Source organism: Bradyrhizobium sp. 87 (assembly GCF_023073015.1).
GTDB lineage: Bacteria > Pseudomonadota > Alphaproteobacteria > Rhizobiales > Xanthobacteraceae > Bradyrhizobium > Bradyrhizobium canariense_D.
The window spans coordinates 173,948-194,221 of sequence record NZ_JADPIQ010000056.1; the positions used below are offsets into that span (position 1 = coordinate 173,948).

The window sequence follows — 20,274 nt, forward strand, 5'->3', positions numbered from 1 at the left end:
GTTCCGCGGGTCGGAATATGTCGGCGGATCAGAACGTCAGCGCCTTGACCTGCTTGACCTGCGGCAGAGCCTGCACCTTGGCAAGCAGATCGGCCGGCACCGCGCCGTCGACCTCGATCAGCGCGATGGCATCGGAGCCCGGCGCAACGCGGCCAAGATGGAAGGTCGCGATGTTGATCTTGGCATCGCCGAGCAGGCTCGCGAACTTGCCTATGAAACCCGGCTTGTCCTCGTTGGTCACGTAGATCATCGACTTGCCAAATTCAGCGTCGACGCGGATGCCCTTGATGTCGACCAGGCGCGGCTTGCCGTCGGCATAGACCGTGCCCGAGACCCACCGCTCCTGCCGCTCGGTGGTGACGGTGACGGTGATCAGGCTTTCATAGTCACTCTGGGCGGCGCGGACGATCTCGTCCACCACCATGCCGCGCTCCTTGGCGACGACGGGCGCGGAGACGACGTTGACCTCACCCAGCATCGGCCGCAGCAGGCCCGACAGCACGGCGGAGGTGATCGCCTTGATCTTCATCTCGGCCACGTGGCCCTCATAGGTGATCTCGACCTTGAGGATGCCGCTCTCGGTGAGCTGTCCCGCGAACGAACCGAGCTTTTCAGCGAGCGCGATGAACGGCTTCAGCTTCGGCGCCTCTTCCGCCGTGATCGAGGGGAAGTTGACGGCATTCGAGATCGCGCCGGTGAGCAGGTAATCCGACATCTGCTCGGCAACCTGGAGCGCGACGTTCTCCTGCGCCTCGGTGGTGGACGCGCCGAGATGCGGCGTGCAGATCACGTTGGGATGACCGAACAGCACATTCGCGGTGGCGGGCTCCTCGACAAAGACGTCGAAAGCGGCGCCGGCGATGTGCTTGGAATTCAAAGCGTTGACCACGGCCTGCTCGTCGACGAGACCGCCGCGGGCGCAGTTGATCAGGCGCACGCCCTTCTTCATCTTGGCGATCGCGGCTGCGTCGATGATGTTCCTGGTCTTCTCGGTGAGCGGGGTGTGCAGGGTGATGAAGTCGGCGCGCTTGAAGAGGTCGTCGAGCTCGACCTTCTCGACGCCGATGTCCCTGGCGCGCTCCGGCGACAGGAACGGATCGAACGCGATCACCTTCATGCGCAGGCCGAGCGCGCGGTCGGCGACGATCGAGCCGATGTTGCCGCAGCCGACGACTCCGAGCACCTTGCCGGTGATCTCGACGCCCATGAAGCGGTTCTTCTCCCACTTGCCGGCCTGGGTCGAAGCGTCCGCCTGCGGAATCTCGCGCGCCAGCGCCAGCATCAGGGTGATGGCGTGCTCGGCGGTCGTGATCGAATTGCCGAACGGCGTGTTCATCACGATGATACCCTTGGCCGTGGCGGCAGGAATCTCGACGTTGTCGACGCCGATGCCGGCGCGGCCGATCACCTTGAGGTTGGTCGCCTTCTCGAGGATCTTCGCGGTCGCCTTGGTCGCGGAGCGGATCGCGAGGCCGTCGTAATTGCCGATGATCTCGGCGAGCTTGTCCTTGTCCTTGCCGAGATTGGGCTGGAAGTCGACCTCGACGCCGCGGTCTTTGAAGATCTGCACGGCAGCGGGAGAGAGCGCGTCGGAAATGAGAACTTTGGGTTTGGTCATGGAGATGTGTCCTTCGCCGTCCCTAGAGGGAGATCGGCCTGAGGGCCGGAATGGGGAATTGCTCGGAAGCTCTTTGCTCTCCCTCTCCCCGTTCTTACGGGGAGAGGGTCGGGGTGAGGGGCAGCCACAGGCGAGGTGCTCGCGGAGAGAGCCCCTCACCCGGATCGCTGCGCGACCCGACCTCTCCCCGTAAGAACGGGGAGAGGTAAAAACTACGCCGCCTTGGCGAGCGCGGCCTTGGTCTCGGCGAAGGCCCAGTCGATCCACTGGGTCAGCAGCGCGACATCACTGGCCTCGACGGTGGCGCCGCACCAGATACGCAGGCCGGCGGGCGCATCGCGATAGTAGGCGAAGTCGTAGCCCGCGCCCTCTTTCTCGACCAGCGCCACCAGCTTCTTGCTGAACTCGGCCTGCGCGTCCTCGGAGAGTGAGGTGATCGCGGGATCGGTGAACTTCAGGCACACCGAAGTGTTGGAGCGGATTGCGGCGTCCTTGGCGAGGAAGTCGATCCAGGGCGTCTTAGCCTTCCAGTCGGCGAGCACCTTGGTGTTGGCGTCGGCGCGCGCGATCAACGCCTTCAGGCCGCCGATCGACTTGGCCCAGTTCAGTGCGTCGAGATAATCCTCGACGCAGAGCATCGACGGCGTGTTGATGGTCTCGCCGACGAAAATGCCTTCGTTGATCTTGCCGCCCTTGGTCATGCGGAAAATCTTCGGCAGCGGCCAGGCCGGCTTGTAGGTTTCGAGCCGCTCCACCGCGCGGGGCGACAGGATCAGCATGCCATGCGCGGCTTCGCCGCCGAGCGCCTTCTGCCAGGAGAAGGTGACGACGTCGAGCTTGGCCCAGTCGAGGGGTTGCGCGAACGCGGCCGAGGTGGCGTCGCAGATGGTCAGGCCTTCGCGGGTCGCGCTGATCCAGTCGGCGTTCGGCACGCGCACGCCCGAGGTGGTGCCGTTCCAGGTGAAGACGACGTCGGACTTCGGATCGACCTTGGAGAGGTCGGGGATCTCACCGTAAGCCGCGTTGAGCTTGGTGACGTCCTTGAGCTTCAATTCCTTGACGATGTCGCTGACCCAGCCCTCGCCAAAGGATTCCCAGGCGAGCGTGGTGACGGGCCGCGCACCCAGCATCGACCACAGCGCCATCTCGACCGCGCCGGTATCGGAGGCCGGCACGATGCCGATGCGATAATCAGCGGGCACTTCGAGCACTTCGCGCGTCAAATCGATCGCTAGCTTGAGCTTGGTCTTGCCGACCTTCGCGCGATGCGAACGGCCGAGCGCTGCGTCCTTGAGATTTTGGGCATTCCATCCGGGGCGCTTGGCGCAGGGGCCGGAGGAAAAATGCGGCATGTTCGGCCGCGAAGCGGGCTTCGCTACAGTCATCGTCTACCCTTCCAGATAGTAAGCCTCCCGTTGGGGGGAGGTGTCCCGCCGCGGCTGATACGGGAATCGGGAAGACCAGTCAAGGAAGTTCCGGCGCCTCACGCGCGGGTGATGGCGCCTCCGGTGCGATCTTGGGGGAATCGACCACCGCCAGCGCGTTCAGCAAGCCCGTGGCATCGCTGATCAATTGCGCGGCGCGGCGGCGGCTGCCGACTTTCAAAATGCATTTGTCATTGGCCTGCACGACGTAGTCGTTGCCGACCTTGATCATCGAATAGCTTGTCATCGAAATCCCCGAACCGATCGAGCCCGGTTTCGACGTCCCGTAGCACCGTTCGTTCCTTCACCAACGTGAACGCCGTGACGGTGGTTTATCAGCTCTTAATATGAACGTACGCGCGATCCGATTTCGCTGATCGCGCAAGGCTCATAGCGTGCTGCGTCAAAAGCGGACAGTCATGCCGACGTGACTCGCCGTGAACCCAAGCCGCTTGTAGAAGCGCTGCGCATCTGTTCGCGTCTGATGCGTCAGCAGTTCGACGAGATTGCAACCGCGCGCTTTCGCTTCCGTCACCGCCCATTGCACCAATTGCTCGCCGATGCCGCGGCTGCGGCAATCGGAAGCGACGCGGACGTCTTCGAGCAGACCGCGCAAGCCGCCTTGCGAGCTGAGACCCGGCAGGATCGCGAGCTGCAGGCAGCCGACCACCCTGCCCTCACTCTCGACAACCACAAGCTGGATATTTTGATCGCGCTCGACCCGCGCGAATGCCTCGTAATAGGACGCATGCAACGGGTCTTCCACGCGCTCGCGTGCGCTCCCGAGATGATCGTCGGCGAGCATCGTCACGATCGCAGCAACATCTTCGCGGCGCGCGGGACGAATGGAGACAGATTCGGCGTTCATAAAGTTACTCCTGCCTCAAGCGCGCCTAACGCACCTTGGGTAGCCCGAGAAAGGTCTCGGCTTCGCCGATCCAGCGGCGGATGGCGGCATAGCGACCGAGATCGAAGCCGCCTTCATGCGCGACGCGCGTATAGGCAAGCAGCGAGACGTCGGCAAGCGAAACGTCATCACCGGCGAAGAAGCGGTTTGCCGCCAGATGCTGCTCCATGCGATCGAGCGCCGCGTAGCCGCGCTTGACCTTTTCAGGATCGAGCTCGGAGGCGTCCTTGCCGAGATAGACGAGCTGGAAGCGGCACACCGCGATATAGGGCTCGTGGCTGTATTGTTCCCAGAACAGCCATTCGTCCATCTTGGCGGCAGTGAAGGCGTCGCCCGGAATGAGCGCACTGTCGCGCGCGAGATAGCGGATGATGGCATTGGACTGCGCCAGCGTGCGACCGTCGTCGAGAGCGACGGTGGGCACCTGGCCGGCACCGTTCATCTGGAGGAATTGCGGCGTACGGGTCTCGCCCTTGCGGGTGTCGATCTCGATCCACTCGTAGAGCACCGCGAGCTTGTCGCAGACCCACTTCACCTTCAGACAATTGCCGGAATTGCTATCGCCGTAGATCCGCATCGGTGCCCCCGCGCATTCGGCGACAGAGCATCAGGACGGAAGGAATCTGTCAACAGGAAGCGGGCGACTCAGAACTGGTAGCCAATGCCGACGCGGAAGTTATTCAGGCCGACAGTGATGTCCTTCACGTCCGAGAAGCCGACATGCTCCCATTCGCCGCGAACCAGGATGTTGTTGCAGATCGCGTACTCGACACCGATACCGGCCGTCCATCCGTACATGAAGCTGTTGGTGCGCAGCTCAGTCTTGTTAAACGTACCCGTGTCAATCGTGTCCTGTCGATGGATCGTCGCCGTAACACCGCCCAGGACAATCGACTCGTCATAGTCGTCATGCTTGATGTAGGACACCGTCGCGAATCGCGAAACTTCAGCGCGCCCAATCGCCAGACCGGCGAAGGCATAGGGCATGAAGTCGCCGCCGTCCCAACCGACCCGACCGCGGAAGGTGGCGTAATCCTTCAGCTTTAGCGCAGCACCACCACCGAGTGAAGTGACGTAGGTATAGGTATGGCCCGTTGGCGCCGTCTCACCGTCGAGAATGCGTGTCATGGAATCACTTGCCGAGCTCGATATATTCTTCATGTAGCTGTAATTGGCCTCGACGCCGAACACTGCATCGTAGAGCTGCCAATTGCGGCCGACATAGGCGCCAAACCCGGTCGACTGCACGTGGTTACTCGGCAGCAGCGACCAGCCGCCGACTGGCGCCTCAAGGATGCTGTTGCGAAGCATGAAGTCGGTCATCGTCTTCGGAGCATGACTGAAATCAACATCGGTCGTGGCAAACCCGAACTGGCCGCCAACATAAAAACCGTCCCAGTTGTGGGACGTCTTTGACAGCCCGTCGGTGAAGCTGCCTCGGAGGATGGGAAGATCGGAGAGATCGGCCGCGTGCGCCGCAGAGACCGTCCCCAACATCGCCACCGCCAACAAAAGCCTACGCATCGAACGCTCCATCGAACTCGAACTTTCGCTCGTGATCATGGCCCGTTAACCTTAACCAATGGTTGCGCCGGAGGCTTTCGTCGCCGCCCGCCATGAAAAATACGCAAAGCAAAACGGCGCGGGATGATCCCGCGCCGTTAAGAGAGATTAAGCGATGAGGCTGACGATCAGCCCTTGGTGACGAGCGGCGGCATGTAGGCCGGCGGGCTGTCGAGATTCCAGCGCACGCCGAGCTTCAGGTCGTGCGAGGTAATGTCCTTGAACTTGAAAACGTTGCCGGTGGTTGCCCCGGTGTAGGTCGACAAGACACCGGTTTGCCCCTCACCCATATCGACATAGCTGTAGGCCAGTTCGAGAACGAGGTTGGGATTGACCTTGTACGCGAGACCCGCATGGGCAGCCCACGCCAGGTTCCACTTCGAACCGGCTGGTGCGCTCGAGAAGCTCGCCGTCGAGAACGCAAGATCGTTGATGCCGGTATCGGTAAAGTTCGAGATGGAGACGCGTGCGCCGCCAACGCCGGCACCGATGAACGGCGTGATGCACCACCAGGTGCCCAGGTCGACATACGCGTTCGCCAAGACCAGCCATTCGGACTTGGATGCGCTGTAATTATCGATCCCGCTGTAGGGCACGCCGCCCGCGGTTCCGGTGAAACGATCCGTTCCCTTGAAATTCGAATTGCCGCGATACTGCCCGGTCACGTCCGCGCGGAACCAATTGTTGAACCGGTAACCCGCGCCGAGGCCAAAGATGCCGGCGGTGTCGAACGACGACTGCTGATTGAACGAGGTGAGCTGCGAATAGGCGGACTCGCGACCGTAGTGGAGATCGCTCGTCTTCTGATTGCTGAAGCCGACGTCGCCGCGCAGGTACCAGCCACCGAAGTCGGCGGGCGGAGCCGGGGGCGCGTACATCGGAGGGGGCGCCGCGATCGGCATGTCGGCGGCGAACGCCATCGAGGAGATCAGGGTTGCCGCACCCGCGGCAAGGAGAGACTTAACGCTACGCATTGGCTTCGTCCTTTTGGCCGGTGAGGCAATACGGCGCCTCACGTTCTGGAAACTCACGGCCCGGACGATGCCAGCAAATGCTTAAGCGCCACTTAACCCTAATTTTTAAGGTTGATTTTTTCTCAACTCGCACGCGCGGGCGTCGCGAGCGTTGCAAAAATGCAGCGCCAAATGCGACGCCGTCGCCGCATTTCCTAACGATGTATGAAGCCGCGTTGCAGCAAGTCAGGATATGTTAACGCGCGTGCCGCGGCAGCTTGGGCAGGAATACCGCAAGCAGGCCGATCGCCGGCAGATAGGCGCAAACCTGGTAGACGAACGCGATCGAGGTGTGGTCGGCGAGCTTGCCGAGCACGGCGGCGCCCAGGCCGCCGATGCCGAAGGCGACACCGAAGAATACGCCGGAGATCATGCCGAAGCGGTGCGGTACCAGCTCCTGCGCGAACACGATGATCGACGACGTCGTCGAGGAGATGATCAGGCCGATGAGCACGGACAGCACCGCGCTCGCATAGAGCCCGGCATAGGGCAGCGCCAGCGTGAACGGCAGCGCCCCCAGGATCGAGATCCAGATCACGATCTTGCGGCCGAAGCGATCGCCCAGGGGACCACCGAGAAAAGCGCCGACCGCGTTCGCTGCGAGGAAAATGAAGAGATACATCTGCGCGGCTTGCGTCGATACGCCGAAGCGGTCGATCAGATAGAAGATGTAGTAGCTCGACAGGCTCGAGACGTAGAGCTGCTTCGAGAACAGCAGCGCGACCAGCACGAGGAGCGCAACGACGACGCGACGCGAATTCGGCGCGTCGGGATGGGCTTGATCCACCACCGCCTTCTTCGCCTTGATCTGCGGTTCGTACCAGCGGCCGATGCGCCAGAGGATGAGGATCGCGAGGAAGGCGATCGAGGAGAACCAGGCGATGCTGCCCTGCCCGAACGGCACGACGATGAGCGCGGCGAGCACCGGTCCCATCGAGGTGCCAAAACTGCCGCCGAGCTGGAACACCGATTGCGCAAAACCGTAACGGCCGCCGGAGGCGAGCCGCGCGATGCGCGCCGACTCCGGGTGAAACACCGCCGAGCCGAGGCCGACCAGAGCGGCGGCGACGAGGATGACCAGATATTGGTGGGCGGCACTGAGCAGCAACAGACCGAAGAAGGTCGAGGCCATGCCGATCGACAGCGAATAGGGCTGCGCCTTCTTGTCGGTGTAGTGGCCGACCACCGGCTGGAGCAGCGAGGCCGTGAACTGGAAGGCCAGCGTGATCATGCCGATCTGCGCGAAGTCGAGCGCGTAGGTGTCCTTCAGGATCGGATACACCGAAGCGATCAGCGACTGCATGGTGTCGTTGAGGAAGTGCGAGAAGCTGATGCCGGCCAGCACGACATAGGCCGGCCCCGCGGCACTTTTGGCGCCGGGTGCGACGTCGCTGACGAGGACGGGCTCCGTCAGTGTTTCCTCTGAGACGACGACAGGCTTGTTCACTGGAGCATCCCGGCGGGCGCGGCAGATTGCCGCGACAAGCTAGTTACGATGCGCGCGGCGACCGATCCACCGCCAAACGCCCATGGCTGGAATGCGCTTCGCCAGATTTCGCGGCCAAACTGCGGCCTGCATGGTTCGAGACGCCCGCCTGTGGCGGGCTCCTCACCATGAGGGTCTACGTCTTCGCCTGGAAACAAAACCTCATCCTGAGGAGCCCGCGAAAGCGGGCATCTCGAAGGATGGCTGCGAGTTCAGGCCGCGGCGTTCCCGAGCGCCGAGACGATGGTATCGACGACGTCCTCGACCAGGATGCGATCCTCGCCCTCGCCCATGACGCGGATCACCGGCTCGGTGCCGGAGGAGCGGATCAGCAGGCGGCCGTGGCCGTTGAGCCGCTGCTCGCCGTCGGAGATCGCCGATTTGACGTCGGAATTGTCGAGCGGCTTGCCGCCCTTGTGACGGACGTTCTTCAGGATCTGCGGCAGCGGATCGAAACGGTGGCAGACTTCCGACACCGGCCGGCGCAGCTTCTGCACCACGGCAAGCACCTGCAATGCGGCCACGAAGCCGTCCCCGGTGGTGGCGTAGTCGGACAGGATGATGTGGCCGGACTGCTCGCCACCGAGATTGTAGCCGCCGTTCAGCATCTGCTCGAGCACGTAGCGATCGCCGACCGGCGTGCGCACGAGATCGAGCCCCTGCGCATTAAGGAAGCGCTCGAGCCCGAGGTTCGACATCACGGTGGCGACGATGCCCGATCGCGACAGCCGACCGTCTTCCTTCCAGCTCTGCGCGATAACCGCGAGCAGCTGGTCGCCGTCGACGATGTGGCCGCGCTCGTCGACCAGGATGACGCGATCGGCGTCACCGTCGAGCGCGATACCGATGTCGGCGCGCATCTCGCGCACCTTCTTCGACAGCGCTTCCGGCGAGGTGGAGCCGCATTCCTTGTTGATGTTGAAACCGTCGGGCTCGACCCCGATCGGGATCACGTCGGCGCCCAGCTCCCACAGCGCTTCCGGCACCACCTTGTAGGCGGCGCCATTGGCGCAATCGACCACGACGCGCAGGCCGTCGAGTGACAGATCGCGCGGCAGCGTGCGCTTGGCGAATTCGATGTAGCGGTCATGCACGCCGTCGATGCGGCGGGCGCGGCCGAGACTGGCGCTCTGGGCGAGACGCTTGTCGATGGGCTCATCGAGCAGCTGCTCGATCTGCTTCTCGACGTCGTCGGAGAGCTTGAAGCCCTGCGGCCCGAACAGCTTGATGCCGTTGTCCTCGAACAGATTATGCGAGGCGGAGATCATCACGCCGAGATCGGCGCGCATCGACTTGGTCAGCATCGCGACCGCGGGCGTCGGCATCGGGCCGACCAGCAGCACGTCCATGCCGACCGAAGTGAAGCCCGCGACCATCGCGTATTCGATCATGTAGCCGGACAGGCGGGTGTCCTTGCCGATCACGACCCTGTGGCGGTGGTCACCGCGCTGAAACGCCAGGCCTGCGGCCTGGCCGACCTTGAGCGCGAGCTCCGGCGTGATCAGTCCGTTGGCGCGGCCCCGGATCCCGTCCGTCCCGAAATATTTGCGGCTCATATCGTCCCCCACGCAACAACCAGGGATCCCCAGCGCAACCTCCGGGTGCCCAAGCGGGACCCGCATCCCTGATTTGCTGAGGTCTTATAGAGCCATCACGGCTAACTTGGCTTCAAAAAATATGATGAATCATTACGGAACCGGGCGGCTCCCGGCCCCGATAACGTCTTGTTAACATTATATTCCGTTGAAGATACTGGAACAGGGCGGAACCGGCACCTAGTCCGAGCGCTTCACATGGCCGTCGGCGCGGCTCGGCGCCGGCTGGGTGACACTGACGGGATCGGAGCCCGGAAAGGTCTCTTCCAGACCCTCCTCCAGCGCTTCCTCGAGATCATGCTTCTCCTTGATCTCCTCCGGCGTCGGTCCGGTGTGCGGCCTGGTCATGGCGCCCTCCTCTCCACAAAGGATTTGCAAACGATTTGGCTGTGCATCCAACCATGCTAGATGACCCCTCGATCTTCCGATGCAAGAGTCTTCCCATACAAGACTCTTCCGACAAGACGGGCCGGGAAACGTTCATGAAGCACATCACCTGTATCGACGATCTTCGCACACTGCATCAGCGCCGCGTGCCGAAGGCGTTCTTCGATTATTGCGACCGCGGCTCCTACGCCGAGGAAACGCTGCGCGCCAACCGCGAAGACATGCAGGCGATCAAGTTCCGCCAGCGCATTCTGGTCGACGTCTCCAAACGCGACACCGCGACCACGATCCTCGGCGAGCCCTCGACCATGCCGCTAATCCTCGCGCCGGTGGGCCTGCTCGGCATGCAGCATGGCGATGGCGAGATCCATGCCTGCCGTGCCGCGCAAGCGGCCGGTATCCCGTTCACGCAGTCGACGATGTCGATCTGCTCGATCGAGGACATCGCGGCCAATGTCGAGAAGCCGTTCTGGTTCCAGCTCTACGTGATGAAGGACCGCGGCTTCATCAAGGAGTTGATCCAGCGCGCGATCGCGGCGAAATGCTCCGCGCTGGTGCTGACCGTCGATCTCCAGGTCATCGGCCAGCGCCACCAGGACATCAAGAACGGCATGACGATCCCCCCCGAGTGGACGATGTCTAAATTTCTGGATTTCGCCACAAAGCCCGCGTGGGTCTCCGGCGTGCTGCGGGGCAAGCGCCGTACCTTCGGCAACATCGCCGGCCACGTGAAGAACACCGAGGACCTCAATCGCCTCGCCGAATGGACCGCCTCGCAGTTCGACACGTCGTTGAACTGGAAGGACGTCGAGTGGGTCCGCAGCATCTGGCCGGGCAAGCTGATCATCAAGGGCATTCTGGACGTCGAGGACGCCGAGGAAGCCGCCAAGACCGGCGCGCAGGCTCTCGTCGTCTCGAACCATGGCGGCCGTCAGCTCGACGGCGCGCCGTCATCGATCGAGGTGCTGCCCGAGATCGCCGAGGCGGTCGGTGACAGGATGGAGATCATGTTCGACGGCGGCATCCGCTCCGGCCAGGACGTGATGCGCGCGCTCGCGCTCGGCGCGAAGTCCTGCATGATCGGCCGCGCCTACGCCTATGGCCTTGGCGCCGGCGGCCAGGCCGGCGTCGCCAAGGCGATCGACATCATCCAGAAGGAGCTGCTCACCACCATGGGCCTGTGCGGCGTCAACCGGATTGACGAAATCGACGAACATATCATCGCGATGTGAACCGCAGCGGCAGTGCCGTAGGGCGGGCAAAGCGAAGCGTGCCCACCAATTCGCAAATCGTAGGGTGGGCACGGCGCTTCGCGCCTTTGCCCACCCTAAGATTTCAGCGTTCGCCCTCACATCGGCGGCGTCACCCCGTCGCGGCCGACATTCACCCGGTTGGCCTCAAGCGAACCATCGTCCTTCTTCACCGCGCCGAAAATGATCAGCTTGGCGCCGGGCTTGAGCTCGGATTTGTCGCTGGCGACGAAGGTGACGATCGACGTGTCCGGCGGCACCACGACTTTCTTCTCGCCGTCCTTGTACTTGACCGTGATGTTCTGGCCGTCGGTGCCCTTCACCGTCTGCGCCACGGTGGCGTTGGTCATGGTCGAGTTGGCGCGCGCGTCCCAGGGACGAAAACCTTCGGCCGCGCCGCGCTGGTTTTCGGGGAAGATGTGCACCGCGATCGCCTTCTGGGTGCCGTCGGGCTCGGGCAGGCCGGTGACGCCGATATAGGAGCCGTCCTTGATCTCCGACAACGACGTCTTCACCACCGCGAAGACGGCGACGTTGTCGGTCATGCGCACCTTCACGTCGGTTCCTTCGCGGGTCTTGATGCCGAGCGTGTTGCCGTCGACGCTCTCGATGGTGCCGCGGATGCGGACCGTCGGCGTCTGCTGCGCCAGGGCGGATGACGTGACGATGCAGGCGGCGAACGCGGCCACGCCGAGGCGTGATATCCAGGTTCTCTTCGACATGTTGTTATTCTCCATTTACATCGGCGGCGTCAGGCCGTCGCGGCCGACGCTGACGCGGTTGGTTTCGAATGAGCCGTCCGGCAGCTGCTTCATGAAGGCGATCACCTTGGCGCCGGCCTTCAGATCGGATCTGTCGCCGGGGACAAAGGTCACCACCGGCGTATTGTCGGCGACGAACACCTTCTTCTCGCCGTCCTTGTACTTGACCAGCAGCGTATGGCCGTCATTGCCGACCACGCTCTCCGACACGGTCGCATTGGTCATGCTGGAATTGGGCTTGAGGTCATAGGGTCGCGAGCCCTCGCCGGTGCCGCGCATGCTCTCCGGAAACACGTGCACCTCGACCGCGTTCGCGCCTCCGTCCGGTCCCGGCACGGTGGTGGCGCCGACGAAGGAGCCGGGCTTGATGTCGGCAAGTGAAATCCTGGTAATGCCCGACACGTTCACGTCGGAGGCGATGTGCAGCTTGACATCCTCGCCGCTGCGCGCCTTGACCTGCATCGTGTCGCCATTGACGCTTTCGATCGTGCCTCGCACGCGCGTCGGCACCGGCGCCCTTTGCGCAAGGGCCGAGAGGGTCGAGACGGCCACCATCGCGACGGCGATGAGCGGACGTGTGAAAGTTGCACGTTGAACAGACATGATGGTCTCCGATTGCGCCCTATTGTCCCTACGGACATAGAACTCCGGAGATTACGCGCTATTCTCTCAAGTCTTTGTGAGATCGGCCTCGACCAGCGCACGCAGCTCGGCCGTGACCTGCGGCCGCTGGCCGAACCACAGCTCGAAGCCGCGGACCGCCTGATGCAGCAGCATGCCGAGCCCGTCGGCGGTCTTCAACCCGCGCGCCTGTGCGGCCGCCAGCAGCGGCGTCACCAGCGGGACATAGACGAGATCGGCGATCACGGCGCCATCCGGCAGGCGCGCCACTTCAAGGTCGAGTGAAGGCTGACCGTGCATGCCGAGCGAGGTCGTGTTCACGAGAAGTTTTGCACGCGGCAGAATGTGGTCGATGCCATCCCACGCAACAGGATGCACCTTCGGCCCGAACTGCCTTGCAAGCATCTCGGCCCGGCCGACGGTGCGATTGGCGAGATGGACGCGCTTGATGCCGCGTTCAAGCAACCCGAACACGATGGCGCGCGAGGAGCCGCCGGCGCCGAGCACCAGCGCCTCTTCGGCTGCGTCCCAGCCGGGCGCGCTGGCATCGAGATTGCCGATAAAGCCCTCGACGTCGGTGTTGGTCGAGCGCAGCTCGCCGTCTGCAAACCAAAGCGTGTTGGCCGCACCGACCGCTCGCGCGCGGGCATCGGGCGTCGACAGCTCGAGCACGCCTTCCTTGTGCGGGATGGTGACGTTGGCGCCGACGAAGCCGCGCAGCGACAGCCGCAGGACGAAGTCACGCAAATTATCGGGTGGAACCGCCTCGATGACATAGCCGCCCTCGATCCCGAGCGTGCGCAGCCAATAACGATGGATCAGCGGCGAGCGCGAATGCGCGGCCGGCCATCCGATCAGGCAGGCTGCGGGAGCCTTGGTCACGGTCGTCCTCCCCTGGGGTGGTTTCGGAGGCGATCCATTTCGCGTCCCGCAGGCGCTGTCAAGCGCGCGGGGCCGTCTCGGGAGAGGCTCGACGTCAGGTCGTGCCCGCCTCACCACCCGCGGGCAGCGCCGCGCCGCCCTTGATGTCGGCGACCGCACGCGCGATGGTCTCGCGATAGCGCGCGCGTGGCGGCGTGACGCCATGGGTGAGCAGCGCACGGCGGACCGCAGGCGACGCCCCTGTGATGAACAGCCGGATGCCCTGGCGGTGGGCCTTGGCGGCGACGCGGCCGAGCACGTTGGCCGCGGTCGAATCCAGGAACGGCACGTCGGCGAAATCGACCATAAAACCCTTGCGCTTGTCGGCGATGCCGTCGAGCACGCTGCCGATCGCCGAGGCCGCGCCGAAGAAGAACGCGCCGGTGATGCGATAGACCAGCACGTCGCGATCGACCGCGAGTGCGGGGTCGTAAGGCACGCGCCCGCCATTATCGTCATCGGGACGATCGGCGGCCACCAGTGGCGATCGTTCCTCGATGCCCGTCATTTCCGCCATGCGATGGATGAACAGGACCGCGCCAAGCGCGAAGCCAACCAGAATGCCCTCGGTCAGATCGCGGAAGATGGTGAGCAGGAAGGTTGCGAGCAGCACGACGGCATCGCCCCATGACGAGCGCAGGAGCGTCGCGAATTCGTGCTTCTCCGCCATGGTCCAGGCCACCACGACGAGCACGGCGGCGAGCGCGGCCAGCGGGATGTAGCTCGCGAGCGGCGCTGCGATCAGCATGAACAGCAGCAGGAAAACCGAATGCAGCATGCCCGCGAGCGGCCCCCGCGCGCCGGCGCGGATGTTGGTCGCCGTGCGCGCGATCAGCCCCGTGACACAGATGCCGCCGAACACCGCCGCGCCGACATTGGCGGCACCTTGCGCCACCAGCTCGCAATTGGAGCGGTGACGGCGTCCGGTCATGCCGTCGGCCACCACCGCCGACAGCAGCGATTCGATGGCGGCGAGCAGTGCGAAGGAGATCGCATCGGGCAGCACGGCGGTCGCCTTCGCGAGCGAGAATGCAGGCAAGGCTGGCGAGGGCAGTTCCCGCGGAATGCCGCCGAAGCGCGATCCGACGGTCTCGACCGGCAGCGACAGCACGGCACATGCGACCGCCGCGAGCACGACCGCGATCAGGATACCGGGCCAGGACGGCAGCCAGCGTCGCAGGCCGGCGATGATGGCAATGCTGACGATCGCAACCGCGACGGCCGACGGATTGACGGTGTGCAGGCCCCCGGCAAGCGCGACGAGTTTCGGGACGAATTCGCTGGGCTCCTTCGCGAGGAGCGTGATCCCGCCGAGATCGCGCAGCTGGCTGGCGAAGATGATGACGGCGATGCCGGCCGTGAAGCCAACCGTCACAGGATATGGAATGAACTTGATATAGGTGCCGATCCGCAGGAAGCCCGCAGCGATCAGGAACAGGCCCGCCATCAGCGTGGCCAGGACCACGCCGTCAACCCCGTGACGGTCGGCGGTCGCCGCAACCAGCACAATGAAGGCGCCGGCCGGACCGCCGATCTGGAATCGGCTGCCGCCGAGCAGTGACGCAATGAAGCCGCCGACAACAGCGGTGTAGAGTCCGCGGTCCGGCGTCACGCCCGAAGCGATCGCGATCGCCATCGACAACGGCAACGCGACGATCGCGACCGTGAGGCCCGCGAACACATCGGCACGGAAATCCGATAAGCCATAGCCCTCGCGCCATACGGTGACGAGCTTTGGCAGATAGAGTTCGGTAAAGGTCGGCCGACGAGGCTGGTGCAGCTTGCCTGCGTGTTCGCCTGTGATGCTCATTTCAGCAAAATGCTCCGCTGCCCACAACGCTCCGATGCATCGTGCGGCCGCGTATCGGGGCGCGACGGTGCGTTAGTTAAGACTGCTCCCGAGCATGATCATTGCGGGATCATGCTCCCACCCGACGCGGCGGCCCCGGCTCCTTGAGCCGAACGCCGCGTCCGCCGCCTTCGCTGCGCGCCTGTTCGCCGATCAGCTCGACGCCGGCGCGATCAAAGGCTTCGACCACTTTCATCAAGGTCTCGACCACGCCGCGGACATTGCCGGTGCTCGCCTCCATCCGCTGAATGGTCGGCAGCGAAACGCCTGCGAGCTCCGCCAAGGCCCTCTGGTCAATGCCGAGCAGCGCACGCGCTGCCCGCATCTGGAACGACGTGATCACCTTGGCCTCACGTATGAAAGATTATAAATGATGTCTGGAGCATGCACAATGATGTAAAATACATCATAAACGACCGAACGCAAGGGGAAGCTCGCCATGCGAGCCATCCGTCTCCACCGTCATTGCGAGGAGCGAAGCGACGAAGCAATCCAGAATTCCTCCGCGGAAAGACTGGATTGCTTCCGCCTTCGCTAAAGCTTCGGCGGACAAGTCGCTGCGCTCACACTGACGGTTGGGAGGAGCAGCGTGAGTCCAACCTTCGCCACGCCCATTGTGAAGCCCGTCACCCCACCCCTCTCCCCGTAAGAACGGCGAGAGGGAGTGAGACAGTGATGCGTCCCTTACTTCGGCAGACCGATCACGCCGCGTGCTGATGCGCTGCGATGATCTGGTCGGCGGCGCGCCCCGTGACTTCGGCCATGTGGTCGAACTGGCGGGTGAAGCTGCCGGCGCCTGCCGTGGCCGAGCGCAACTCAACGATCAATTCGCCGATCTCGGCTTCCGGCATCATGGCGCGGACGCAGTCCCATCCGCTCCAGCCGTCGCGGGTGTCAAAGCCGAGGATCTGGCCGCGCCGTGCCGACAGAATCGCATTGATCTTGGCGGTGGCGTCGGTCGGGCAGACGATCTCGACCACATGGATCGGCTCCAGCAGCACCGACTGGCATTGCGGCAGGCCCTCGGTGAGCCCGACCCGCGCCGCCGTGCGGAAGGCGAGGTCGGAGGAATCGACGCTATGATAGGAGCCGTCGGTCAGCGTCACCTGCAAATCGGTGACCGGGAAACCGAGCGGGCCGCGGGCGAGCCCGTCGATGACCCCCTCTTCCACCGCGCCGATGTAGTTGCGCGGGACCGCGCCGCCGACCACCTTCTCGGCGAACTTGAAGCCCTCGCCGCGCGGCAGCGGCCTGATGTCGAGCACGACATCGCCGAACTGGCCATGCCCGCCAGACTGTTTCTTGTGGCGGCCGCGCTGGACGATCGGCTTGCGGATGGTTTCCTGATAGCCGATCGCGGGGGGATGCGAAGCGACCTTGACGCCGAAACGATCGCGCAGCCGCTCGCTCGCGACGCGCAAGTGCATCTCGCCCTGACCCCACAGCACGGTGTCGTGGGTCTGCGCGTTCATCACGAAGACGAGCGAGGGGTCCTCCTCGTGCAGCCGCATCAGCGCCTGGCCGAGCTTGACGTCGTCCTTGCGGTCGGTGGCCGCAACCGAGATCGCGAGCACCGGCGGAGTGGGTTCTACGGCGGTTAGCGCTGCCGGCTGGATCTTGCCGCTCGAGACCGTGTCGCCGGTCTTGATCGGGTCGAGCTTGGCGAGCGCCACCGTATCGCCGGCTTCCGCCGCGGTACGCTTGGTGTCGTAGGCCCCGGTGACGGCGAGGATGCCGGAGATGCGGCTGGCCCCTCCGGAGGAGGCTTGCAGCGTGGCACCGTCGTCGAGATGGCCAGCGAGCATGCGCGTCAGCGACAGCTTGCCGCCGTGCTGCGAATGCAACGTCTTGAAGACGAAGCCGAGGGCGTCCCTCGTTTCGGGAACGCCGAGACGTTTTGCCGTTTCCGCGATACCGGGCGCCTCGTGGCGCAACGCTTTCATCAAACGCAGCACGCCGTTTTCGCGTGCGGCGGCGCCCAGCAGCACGGGGCAGATCAGCCCGTCGCGCAATTCGCGGGCGAGATCGTCGAACACGGCATCGCGCGGCGGCTGGATGTCCTCGAGCAGCTGCTCCATCAGCGCATCGTCGTGATCGGCGAGCTTCTCCAGCATCGAAAAGCGGGCCTCCTTCTCGCGATCGAGATCGCCGCCTTGGAGCGCGACCACTTCGGAGGCCTTGTGCTCGCGGTAAATGAACGCACGCTCCAGCGCGAGATCGACGAAGCCCTCGATCAGTTCGTCCTTCCAGATCGGGATCTGACGCAGCACCAGCGGTACGCGCGAGGCGGGCTGGAGCATCTCGAGCGTCTCGCGGATGCGCTTGTTGGCGCGGTCGATCTTGTTGAGGAACAGGAAACGCGGGATCTCCAGCTCCTCCAGCTCGCGCAGGATGATCTGAAGCTGCGGCAGCTTCTTCTCGTCGGCTTCGCAGACCACGATTGCGGCATCGACCGCAGGCAGCGCGGCGCGCATGTCGTGGGCAAATTCGACGGAACCGGGACAATCGAGGAAGGTGTAGCTGTCGCCCATGAAACTCGTGGTGACGGCAGTCAGCCCGACGGTCATCTTGTGATGACGGGCCTCTGGCGTGGCGTCGCCGACGGAGGTTCCGGCATCGACGCTGCCGGCGCGCGGGATTGCGCCCGTTCGCGCCAGGATGGCTTCGAGAAGTGTGGTTTTACCGCTTTGGAAAGGGCCCACCAGCGCGATGCACCGTGGACCTCGGGGACTTCTGACGTCTTGTCCCATTCGCCGCCTCCTTGGTGTGGAGCTCGGCCCATGATTGGGTCGGCAAACGCTGATGCTCTGCCCGTCCCCGAGATTTGGCAAGCATCAAAAATCGCTGCGGTGCGTCGTCGGTATTTCCTCCTCTCCCGGAGAGAGGTTGAGGAGGAGCGCTTCGGCTGGCGCCGAGTCTCAACGTCCCGGGCGGAGTTCCAGGCTCTCGAGGCCGGCGGCGACGTTGAGGCCGACCTGGCCCTGCACGCTGAGCGGCTGGAGCGCGATCGAATTGTTGGAGCCGCCGACCAGCACGTTGCCGCCGAGACCGACACCGACCGAGGCGCTGCCCTGCGCACCGGCGTAGTTGCCGGCGAGGTCGCCCGGGCCGAGCCGGTTCACCGGCGCGAACACGCCCCACGCCAAAGCCGTCTCCTGTGTGATGCCGATATCCAGACCGACCTTGCGGATCGTCGCAACGTAACGGTCGTCCGGCAAACCATCGACGCGCAGCACGCAACCGAGATGGGTCACCGATCCCACGATGAAGCCCACGCTGGCGCCGCCGCGGCATTCGAGCACGCCCACCTGCACCATCCGCGATTGCGCGCTGGCGCCCGTAACGGAGGCGACGAGGCTCGCAACGGCAAGCCCGGCGAGGAGGAGTGAACGGCGCATGAATATCTCCGGCGATGAATGTGATGCGAGCATGGAGGCGCGGCACACGCCGCGCGATGGTCTATGCCACAACAGTTCCGGTGGCGCCAGATCGTGCAGACTTGAAAGAAAAAGGGCCCGCATTGCGCGGGCCCTTTGATGTCACTTCATGTCTGTGAGTTCAGCGCAGATTGCCGCAGAAGCGCTGGATGCGCTTGCAGGCGTCTTCGAGGTCCGAGGTCTTGGTCGCGTAGGAGATGCGGAACGCGGGGCCGAGGCCGAAGGCCGAACCCTGCACCACGGCGACGCCTTCGGTCTCCAGCAGTTCGGTGACGAACGTCTCGTCATTGTCGATCACCTTGCCCGACGGCGCGGTCTTGCCGATGGTGCCGGCGCAGGACGGATAGACGTAGAAGGCGCCCTCGGGCCGCGGGCACTCGATGCCCTTGGCCTGGTTCAGCATGGAGACGACGAGATCGCGGCGCTCCTTGAAGACCTTGTTGTTGGCGGGGATGAAGTCCTGCGGACCGTTCAGCGCCTCAACCGCGGCCCATTGCGCGATCGACGACGGGTTCGAGGTCGACTGCGACTGGATCGTCGACATCGCCTTGATGAGCTGCGCCGGACCGCCGGCATAGCCGATGCGCCAGCCGGTCATGCAATAGGCCTTCGACACGCCGTTCACGGTGAGCGTGCGGTCGTAGAGTTTCGGCTCGACCTGCGCGACCGTGGTGAACTGGAAGTCGTCATAGACGAGGTGCTCGTACATGTCGTCGGTCATCACCCACACATGCGGATGCTTGACCAGCACGTCGGTGAGCGCCTTCAGCTCGGTCCTGGTGTAGGCAGCTCCCGTCGGGTTCGACGGCGAGCACAGGATCACCCATTTGGTCTTCGGCGTGATCGCGCGCTCGAGTGCCTCGGCCTGGAGCTTGAAGCCGGTCGCGGCGGTGCAGACCACCGGCACCGGCTCGCCGCCGGCGAGCGCCACCATCTCGGGATAGCTGACCCAGTACGGCGCGGGGATGATCACCTCGTCGCCCGGATTGATGGTTGCCATCAGCGCGTTGTAGAGCACCTGCTTGCCGCCGGTGCCGACGATGATCTGGTTCGCCTTGTAGACGACGCCGTTCTCGCGCTGAAACTTGGCGATAATGGCTTCCTTCAACTCGGGAATGCCGTCGACCGCGGTGTACTTGGTCTTGCCGGCTTCGATGGCGTGGATCGCGGCCAGCTTGATGTTCGCGGGCGTGTCGAAGTCGGGCTCGCCGGCGCCGAGACCGATGACGTTGCGGCCCGCCGCTTTCAGCGCACGTGCTTTATCCGTGACCGCGATGGTCGCGGACGGCTTCACACGGTCGAGCGCAGCGGCAAGGAAGGACATCGTCATCTCCTGACAAGCGTCGTGAGCCCTTTGGCTTCACGACTCCGATTGTGGGAATGAACCACCCTAAAACGAGTGCCGTTGCACCGCAAGAAACTTCGGTCCGATCCCGCAAAAG

19 protein-coding genes are annotated in these 20,274 nt (G+C 64.1%); 1 reads left to right on the plus strand and 18 read right to left on the minus strand.

The annotated features are described in order from the left end of the window. Positions 1-28 precede the first annotated feature (28 nt). From serA to IVB50_RS14890, 10 genes are all read right to left on the minus strand, one after another. Complete coding sequence (serA, locus tag IVB50_RS14845) at positions 29-1,618, minus strand: phosphoglycerate dehydrogenase (RefSeq protein ID WP_247296223.1); 1,590 nt, start codon at positions 1,616-1,618, stop codon at positions 29-31. A 212-nt stretch (positions 1,619-1,830) separates the two neighbouring features. Further along, positions 1,831-3,003 carry a phosphoserine transaminase gene (locus IVB50_RS14850; RefSeq protein ID WP_247296226.1) on the minus strand — a complete coding sequence of 391 codons (1,173 nt, stop codon included), beginning with the start codon at positions 3,001-3,003 and terminating at the stop codon, positions 1,831-1,833. Positions 3,004-3,082: 79 nt separating this feature from the next. Continuing rightward, on the minus strand, positions 3,083-3,274 hold the full coding sequence (locus IVB50_RS14855) for a hypothetical protein (RefSeq protein WP_240543165.1): 192 nt from the start codon (positions 3,272-3,274) through the stop codon (positions 3,083-3,085). A 171-nt stretch (positions 3,275-3,445) separates the two neighbouring features. Continuing rightward, a complete protein-coding gene (locus IVB50_RS14860; protein ID WP_018453559.1) occupies positions 3,446-3,910 on the minus strand; it encodes a GNAT family N-acetyltransferase in 465 nt (154 codons plus the stop codon). Positions 3,911-3,935: 25 nt separating this feature from the next. Next, positions 3,936-4,526 carry a glutathione S-transferase family protein gene (locus tag IVB50_RS14865; RefSeq protein WP_247296229.1) on the minus strand — a complete coding sequence of 197 codons (591 nt, stop codon included), beginning with the start codon at positions 4,524-4,526 and terminating at the stop codon, positions 3,936-3,938. Between the two features lie 68 nt (positions 4,527-4,594). Beyond that, positions 4,595-5,512, minus strand: coding sequence for an outer membrane beta-barrel protein (locus IVB50_RS14870; RefSeq protein WP_085348794.1), 918 nt, complete (start codon positions 5,510-5,512; stop codon positions 4,595-4,597). A gap of 128 nt (positions 5,513-5,640) precedes the next feature. Next, positions 5,641-6,486 (minus strand): outer membrane beta-barrel protein, encoded by an 846-nt coding sequence (locus IVB50_RS14875; protein ID WP_240543166.1) that lies wholly within the window; start codon positions 6,484-6,486, stop codon positions 5,641-5,643. A 235-nt stretch (positions 6,487-6,721) separates the two neighbouring features. After that, a complete protein-coding gene (locus IVB50_RS14880) occupies positions 6,722-7,972 on the minus strand; it encodes an MFS transporter (RefSeq protein WP_247296232.1) in 1,251 nt (416 codons plus the stop codon). Positions 7,973-8,223: 251 nt separating this feature from the next. After that, entirely contained in the window at positions 8,224-9,567 is a 1,344-nt protein-coding gene (gene glmM / locus IVB50_RS14885) for a phosphoglucosamine mutase (RefSeq protein ID WP_018453554.1), read from the minus strand. A gap of 219 nt (positions 9,568-9,786) precedes the next feature. Continuing rightward, positions 9,787-9,954, minus strand: coding sequence for a hypothetical protein (locus IVB50_RS14890; protein ID WP_018453553.1), 168 nt, complete (start codon positions 9,952-9,954; stop codon positions 9,787-9,789). A 134-nt stretch (positions 9,955-10,088) separates the two neighbouring features. Between IVB50_RS14890 and IVB50_RS14895 the strand changes: the two genes are divergently transcribed. Further along, positions 10,089-11,225 (plus strand): alpha-hydroxy acid oxidase, encoded by a 1,137-nt coding sequence (locus tag IVB50_RS14895; RefSeq protein ID WP_018453552.1) that lies wholly within the window; start codon positions 10,089-10,091, stop codon positions 11,223-11,225. Between the two features lie 116 nt (positions 11,226-11,341). On the opposite strand, the gene IVB50_RS14900 is transcribed toward IVB50_RS14895, so the two are convergent. The 8 genes from IVB50_RS14900 to IVB50_RS14935 all read right to left on the minus strand — a co-directional run bounded on the left by IVB50_RS14900 (position 11,342) and on the right by IVB50_RS14935 (position 20,156). Next, positions 11,342-11,965, minus strand: a complete 624-nt coding sequence (locus IVB50_RS14900; protein ID WP_247296235.1) for a hypothetical protein — start codon at positions 11,963-11,965, stop codon at positions 11,342-11,344. A 15-nt stretch (positions 11,966-11,980) separates the two neighbouring features. Next, positions 11,981-12,607 carry a hypothetical protein gene (locus tag IVB50_RS14905; RefSeq protein WP_085348798.1) on the minus strand — a complete coding sequence of 209 codons (627 nt, stop codon included), beginning with the start codon at positions 12,605-12,607 and terminating at the stop codon, positions 11,981-11,983. 66 nt (positions 12,608-12,673) lie between these two features. After that, the gene (locus tag IVB50_RS14910; protein ID WP_204512354.1) at positions 12,674-13,507 is read right to left on the minus strand and encodes a shikimate dehydrogenase; all 834 of its coding nucleotides are present in this window, start codon (positions 13,505-13,507) and stop codon (positions 12,674-12,676) included. Positions 13,508-13,601: 94 nt separating this feature from the next. Further along, positions 13,602-15,356: a SulP family inorganic anion transporter gene (locus IVB50_RS14915; protein WP_247296238.1), complete on the minus strand. Its 1,755-nt coding sequence runs from the start codon at positions 15,354-15,356 to the stop codon at positions 13,602-13,604. Positions 15,357-15,465: 109 nt separating this feature from the next. Next, positions 15,466-15,738 (minus strand): helix-turn-helix transcriptional regulator, encoded by a 273-nt coding sequence (locus IVB50_RS14920; protein WP_007614761.1) that lies wholly within the window; start codon positions 15,736-15,738, stop codon positions 15,466-15,468. 358 nt (positions 15,739-16,096) lie between these two features. Beyond that, on the minus strand, positions 16,097-18,145 hold the full coding sequence (locus IVB50_RS14925; protein ID WP_026232552.1) for an elongation factor G: 2,049 nt from the start codon (positions 18,143-18,145) through the stop codon (positions 16,097-16,099). A gap of 168 nt (positions 18,146-18,313) precedes the next feature. Further along, positions 18,314-18,793: a DUF992 domain-containing protein gene (locus tag IVB50_RS14930; RefSeq protein WP_026232551.1), complete on the minus strand. Its 480-nt coding sequence runs from the start codon at positions 18,791-18,793 to the stop codon at positions 18,314-18,316. 160 nt (positions 18,794-18,953) lie between these two features. Next, entirely contained in the window at positions 18,954-20,156 is a 1,203-nt protein-coding gene (locus IVB50_RS14935) for a pyridoxal phosphate-dependent aminotransferase (RefSeq protein WP_007596745.1), read from the minus strand. Positions 20,157-20,274: the final 118 nt, after the last annotated feature.

Excerpts from the sequence above, each read along its gene's own strand:
- serA (WP_247296223.1), bottom strand. The coding sequence starts at position 1,618 with ATGACCAAACCCAAAGTTCTCATTTCCGACGCGCTCTCTCCCGCTGCC.
- IVB50_RS14850 (WP_247296226.1), bottom strand. The coding sequence starts at position 3,003 with ATGACTGTAGCGAAGCCCGCTTCGCGGCCGAACATGCCGCATTTTTCC.
- IVB50_RS14855 (WP_240543165.1), bottom strand. The coding sequence starts at position 3,274 with ATGATCAAGGTCGGCAACGACTACGTCGTGCAGGCCAATGACAAATGC.
- IVB50_RS14860 (WP_018453559.1), bottom strand. The coding sequence starts at position 3,910 with ATGAACGCCGAATCTGTCTCCATTCGTCCCGCGCGCCGCGAAGATGTT.
- IVB50_RS14865 (WP_247296229.1), bottom strand. The coding sequence starts at position 4,526 with ATGCGGATCTACGGCGATAGCAATTCCGGCAATTGTCTGAAGGTGAAG.
- IVB50_RS14870 (WP_085348794.1), bottom strand. The coding sequence starts at position 5,512 with ATGATCACGAGCGAAAGTTCGAGTTCGATGGAGCGTTCGATGCGTAGG.
- IVB50_RS14875 (WP_240543166.1), bottom strand. The coding sequence starts at position 6,486 with ATGCGTAGCGTTAAGTCTCTCCTTGCCGCGGGTGCGGCAACCCTGATC.
- glmM (WP_018453554.1), bottom strand. The coding sequence starts at position 9,567 with ATGAGCCGCAAATATTTCGGGACGGACGGGATCCGGGGCCGCGCCAAC.
- IVB50_RS14890 (WP_018453553.1), bottom strand. The coding sequence starts at position 9,954 with ATGACCAGGCCGCACACCGGACCGACGCCGGAGGAGATCAAGGAGAAG.
- IVB50_RS14895 (WP_018453552.1), top strand. The coding sequence starts at position 10,089 with ATGAAGCACATCACCTGTATCGACGATCTTCGCACACTGCATCAGCGC.
- IVB50_RS14900 (WP_247296235.1), bottom strand. The coding sequence starts at position 11,965 with ATGTCGAAGAGAACCTGGATATCACGCCTCGGCGTGGCCGCGTTCGCC.
- IVB50_RS14905 (WP_085348798.1), bottom strand. The coding sequence starts at position 12,607 with ATGTCTGTTCAACGTGCAACTTTCACACGTCCGCTCATCGCCGTCGCG.
- IVB50_RS14915 (WP_247296238.1), bottom strand. The coding sequence starts at position 15,356 with ATGAGCATCACAGGCGAACACGCAGGCAAGCTGCACCAGCCTCGTCGG.
- IVB50_RS14925 (WP_026232552.1), bottom strand. The coding sequence starts at position 18,145 with ATGGGACAAGACGTCAGAAGTCCCCGAGGTCCACGGTGCATCGCGCTG.
- IVB50_RS14930 (WP_026232551.1), bottom strand. The coding sequence starts at position 18,793 with ATGCGCCGTTCACTCCTCCTCGCCGGGCTTGCCGTTGCGAGCCTCGTC.
- IVB50_RS14935 (WP_007596745.1), bottom strand. The coding sequence starts at position 20,156 with ATGTCCTTCCTTGCCGCTGCGCTCGACCGTGTGAAGCCGTCCGCGACC.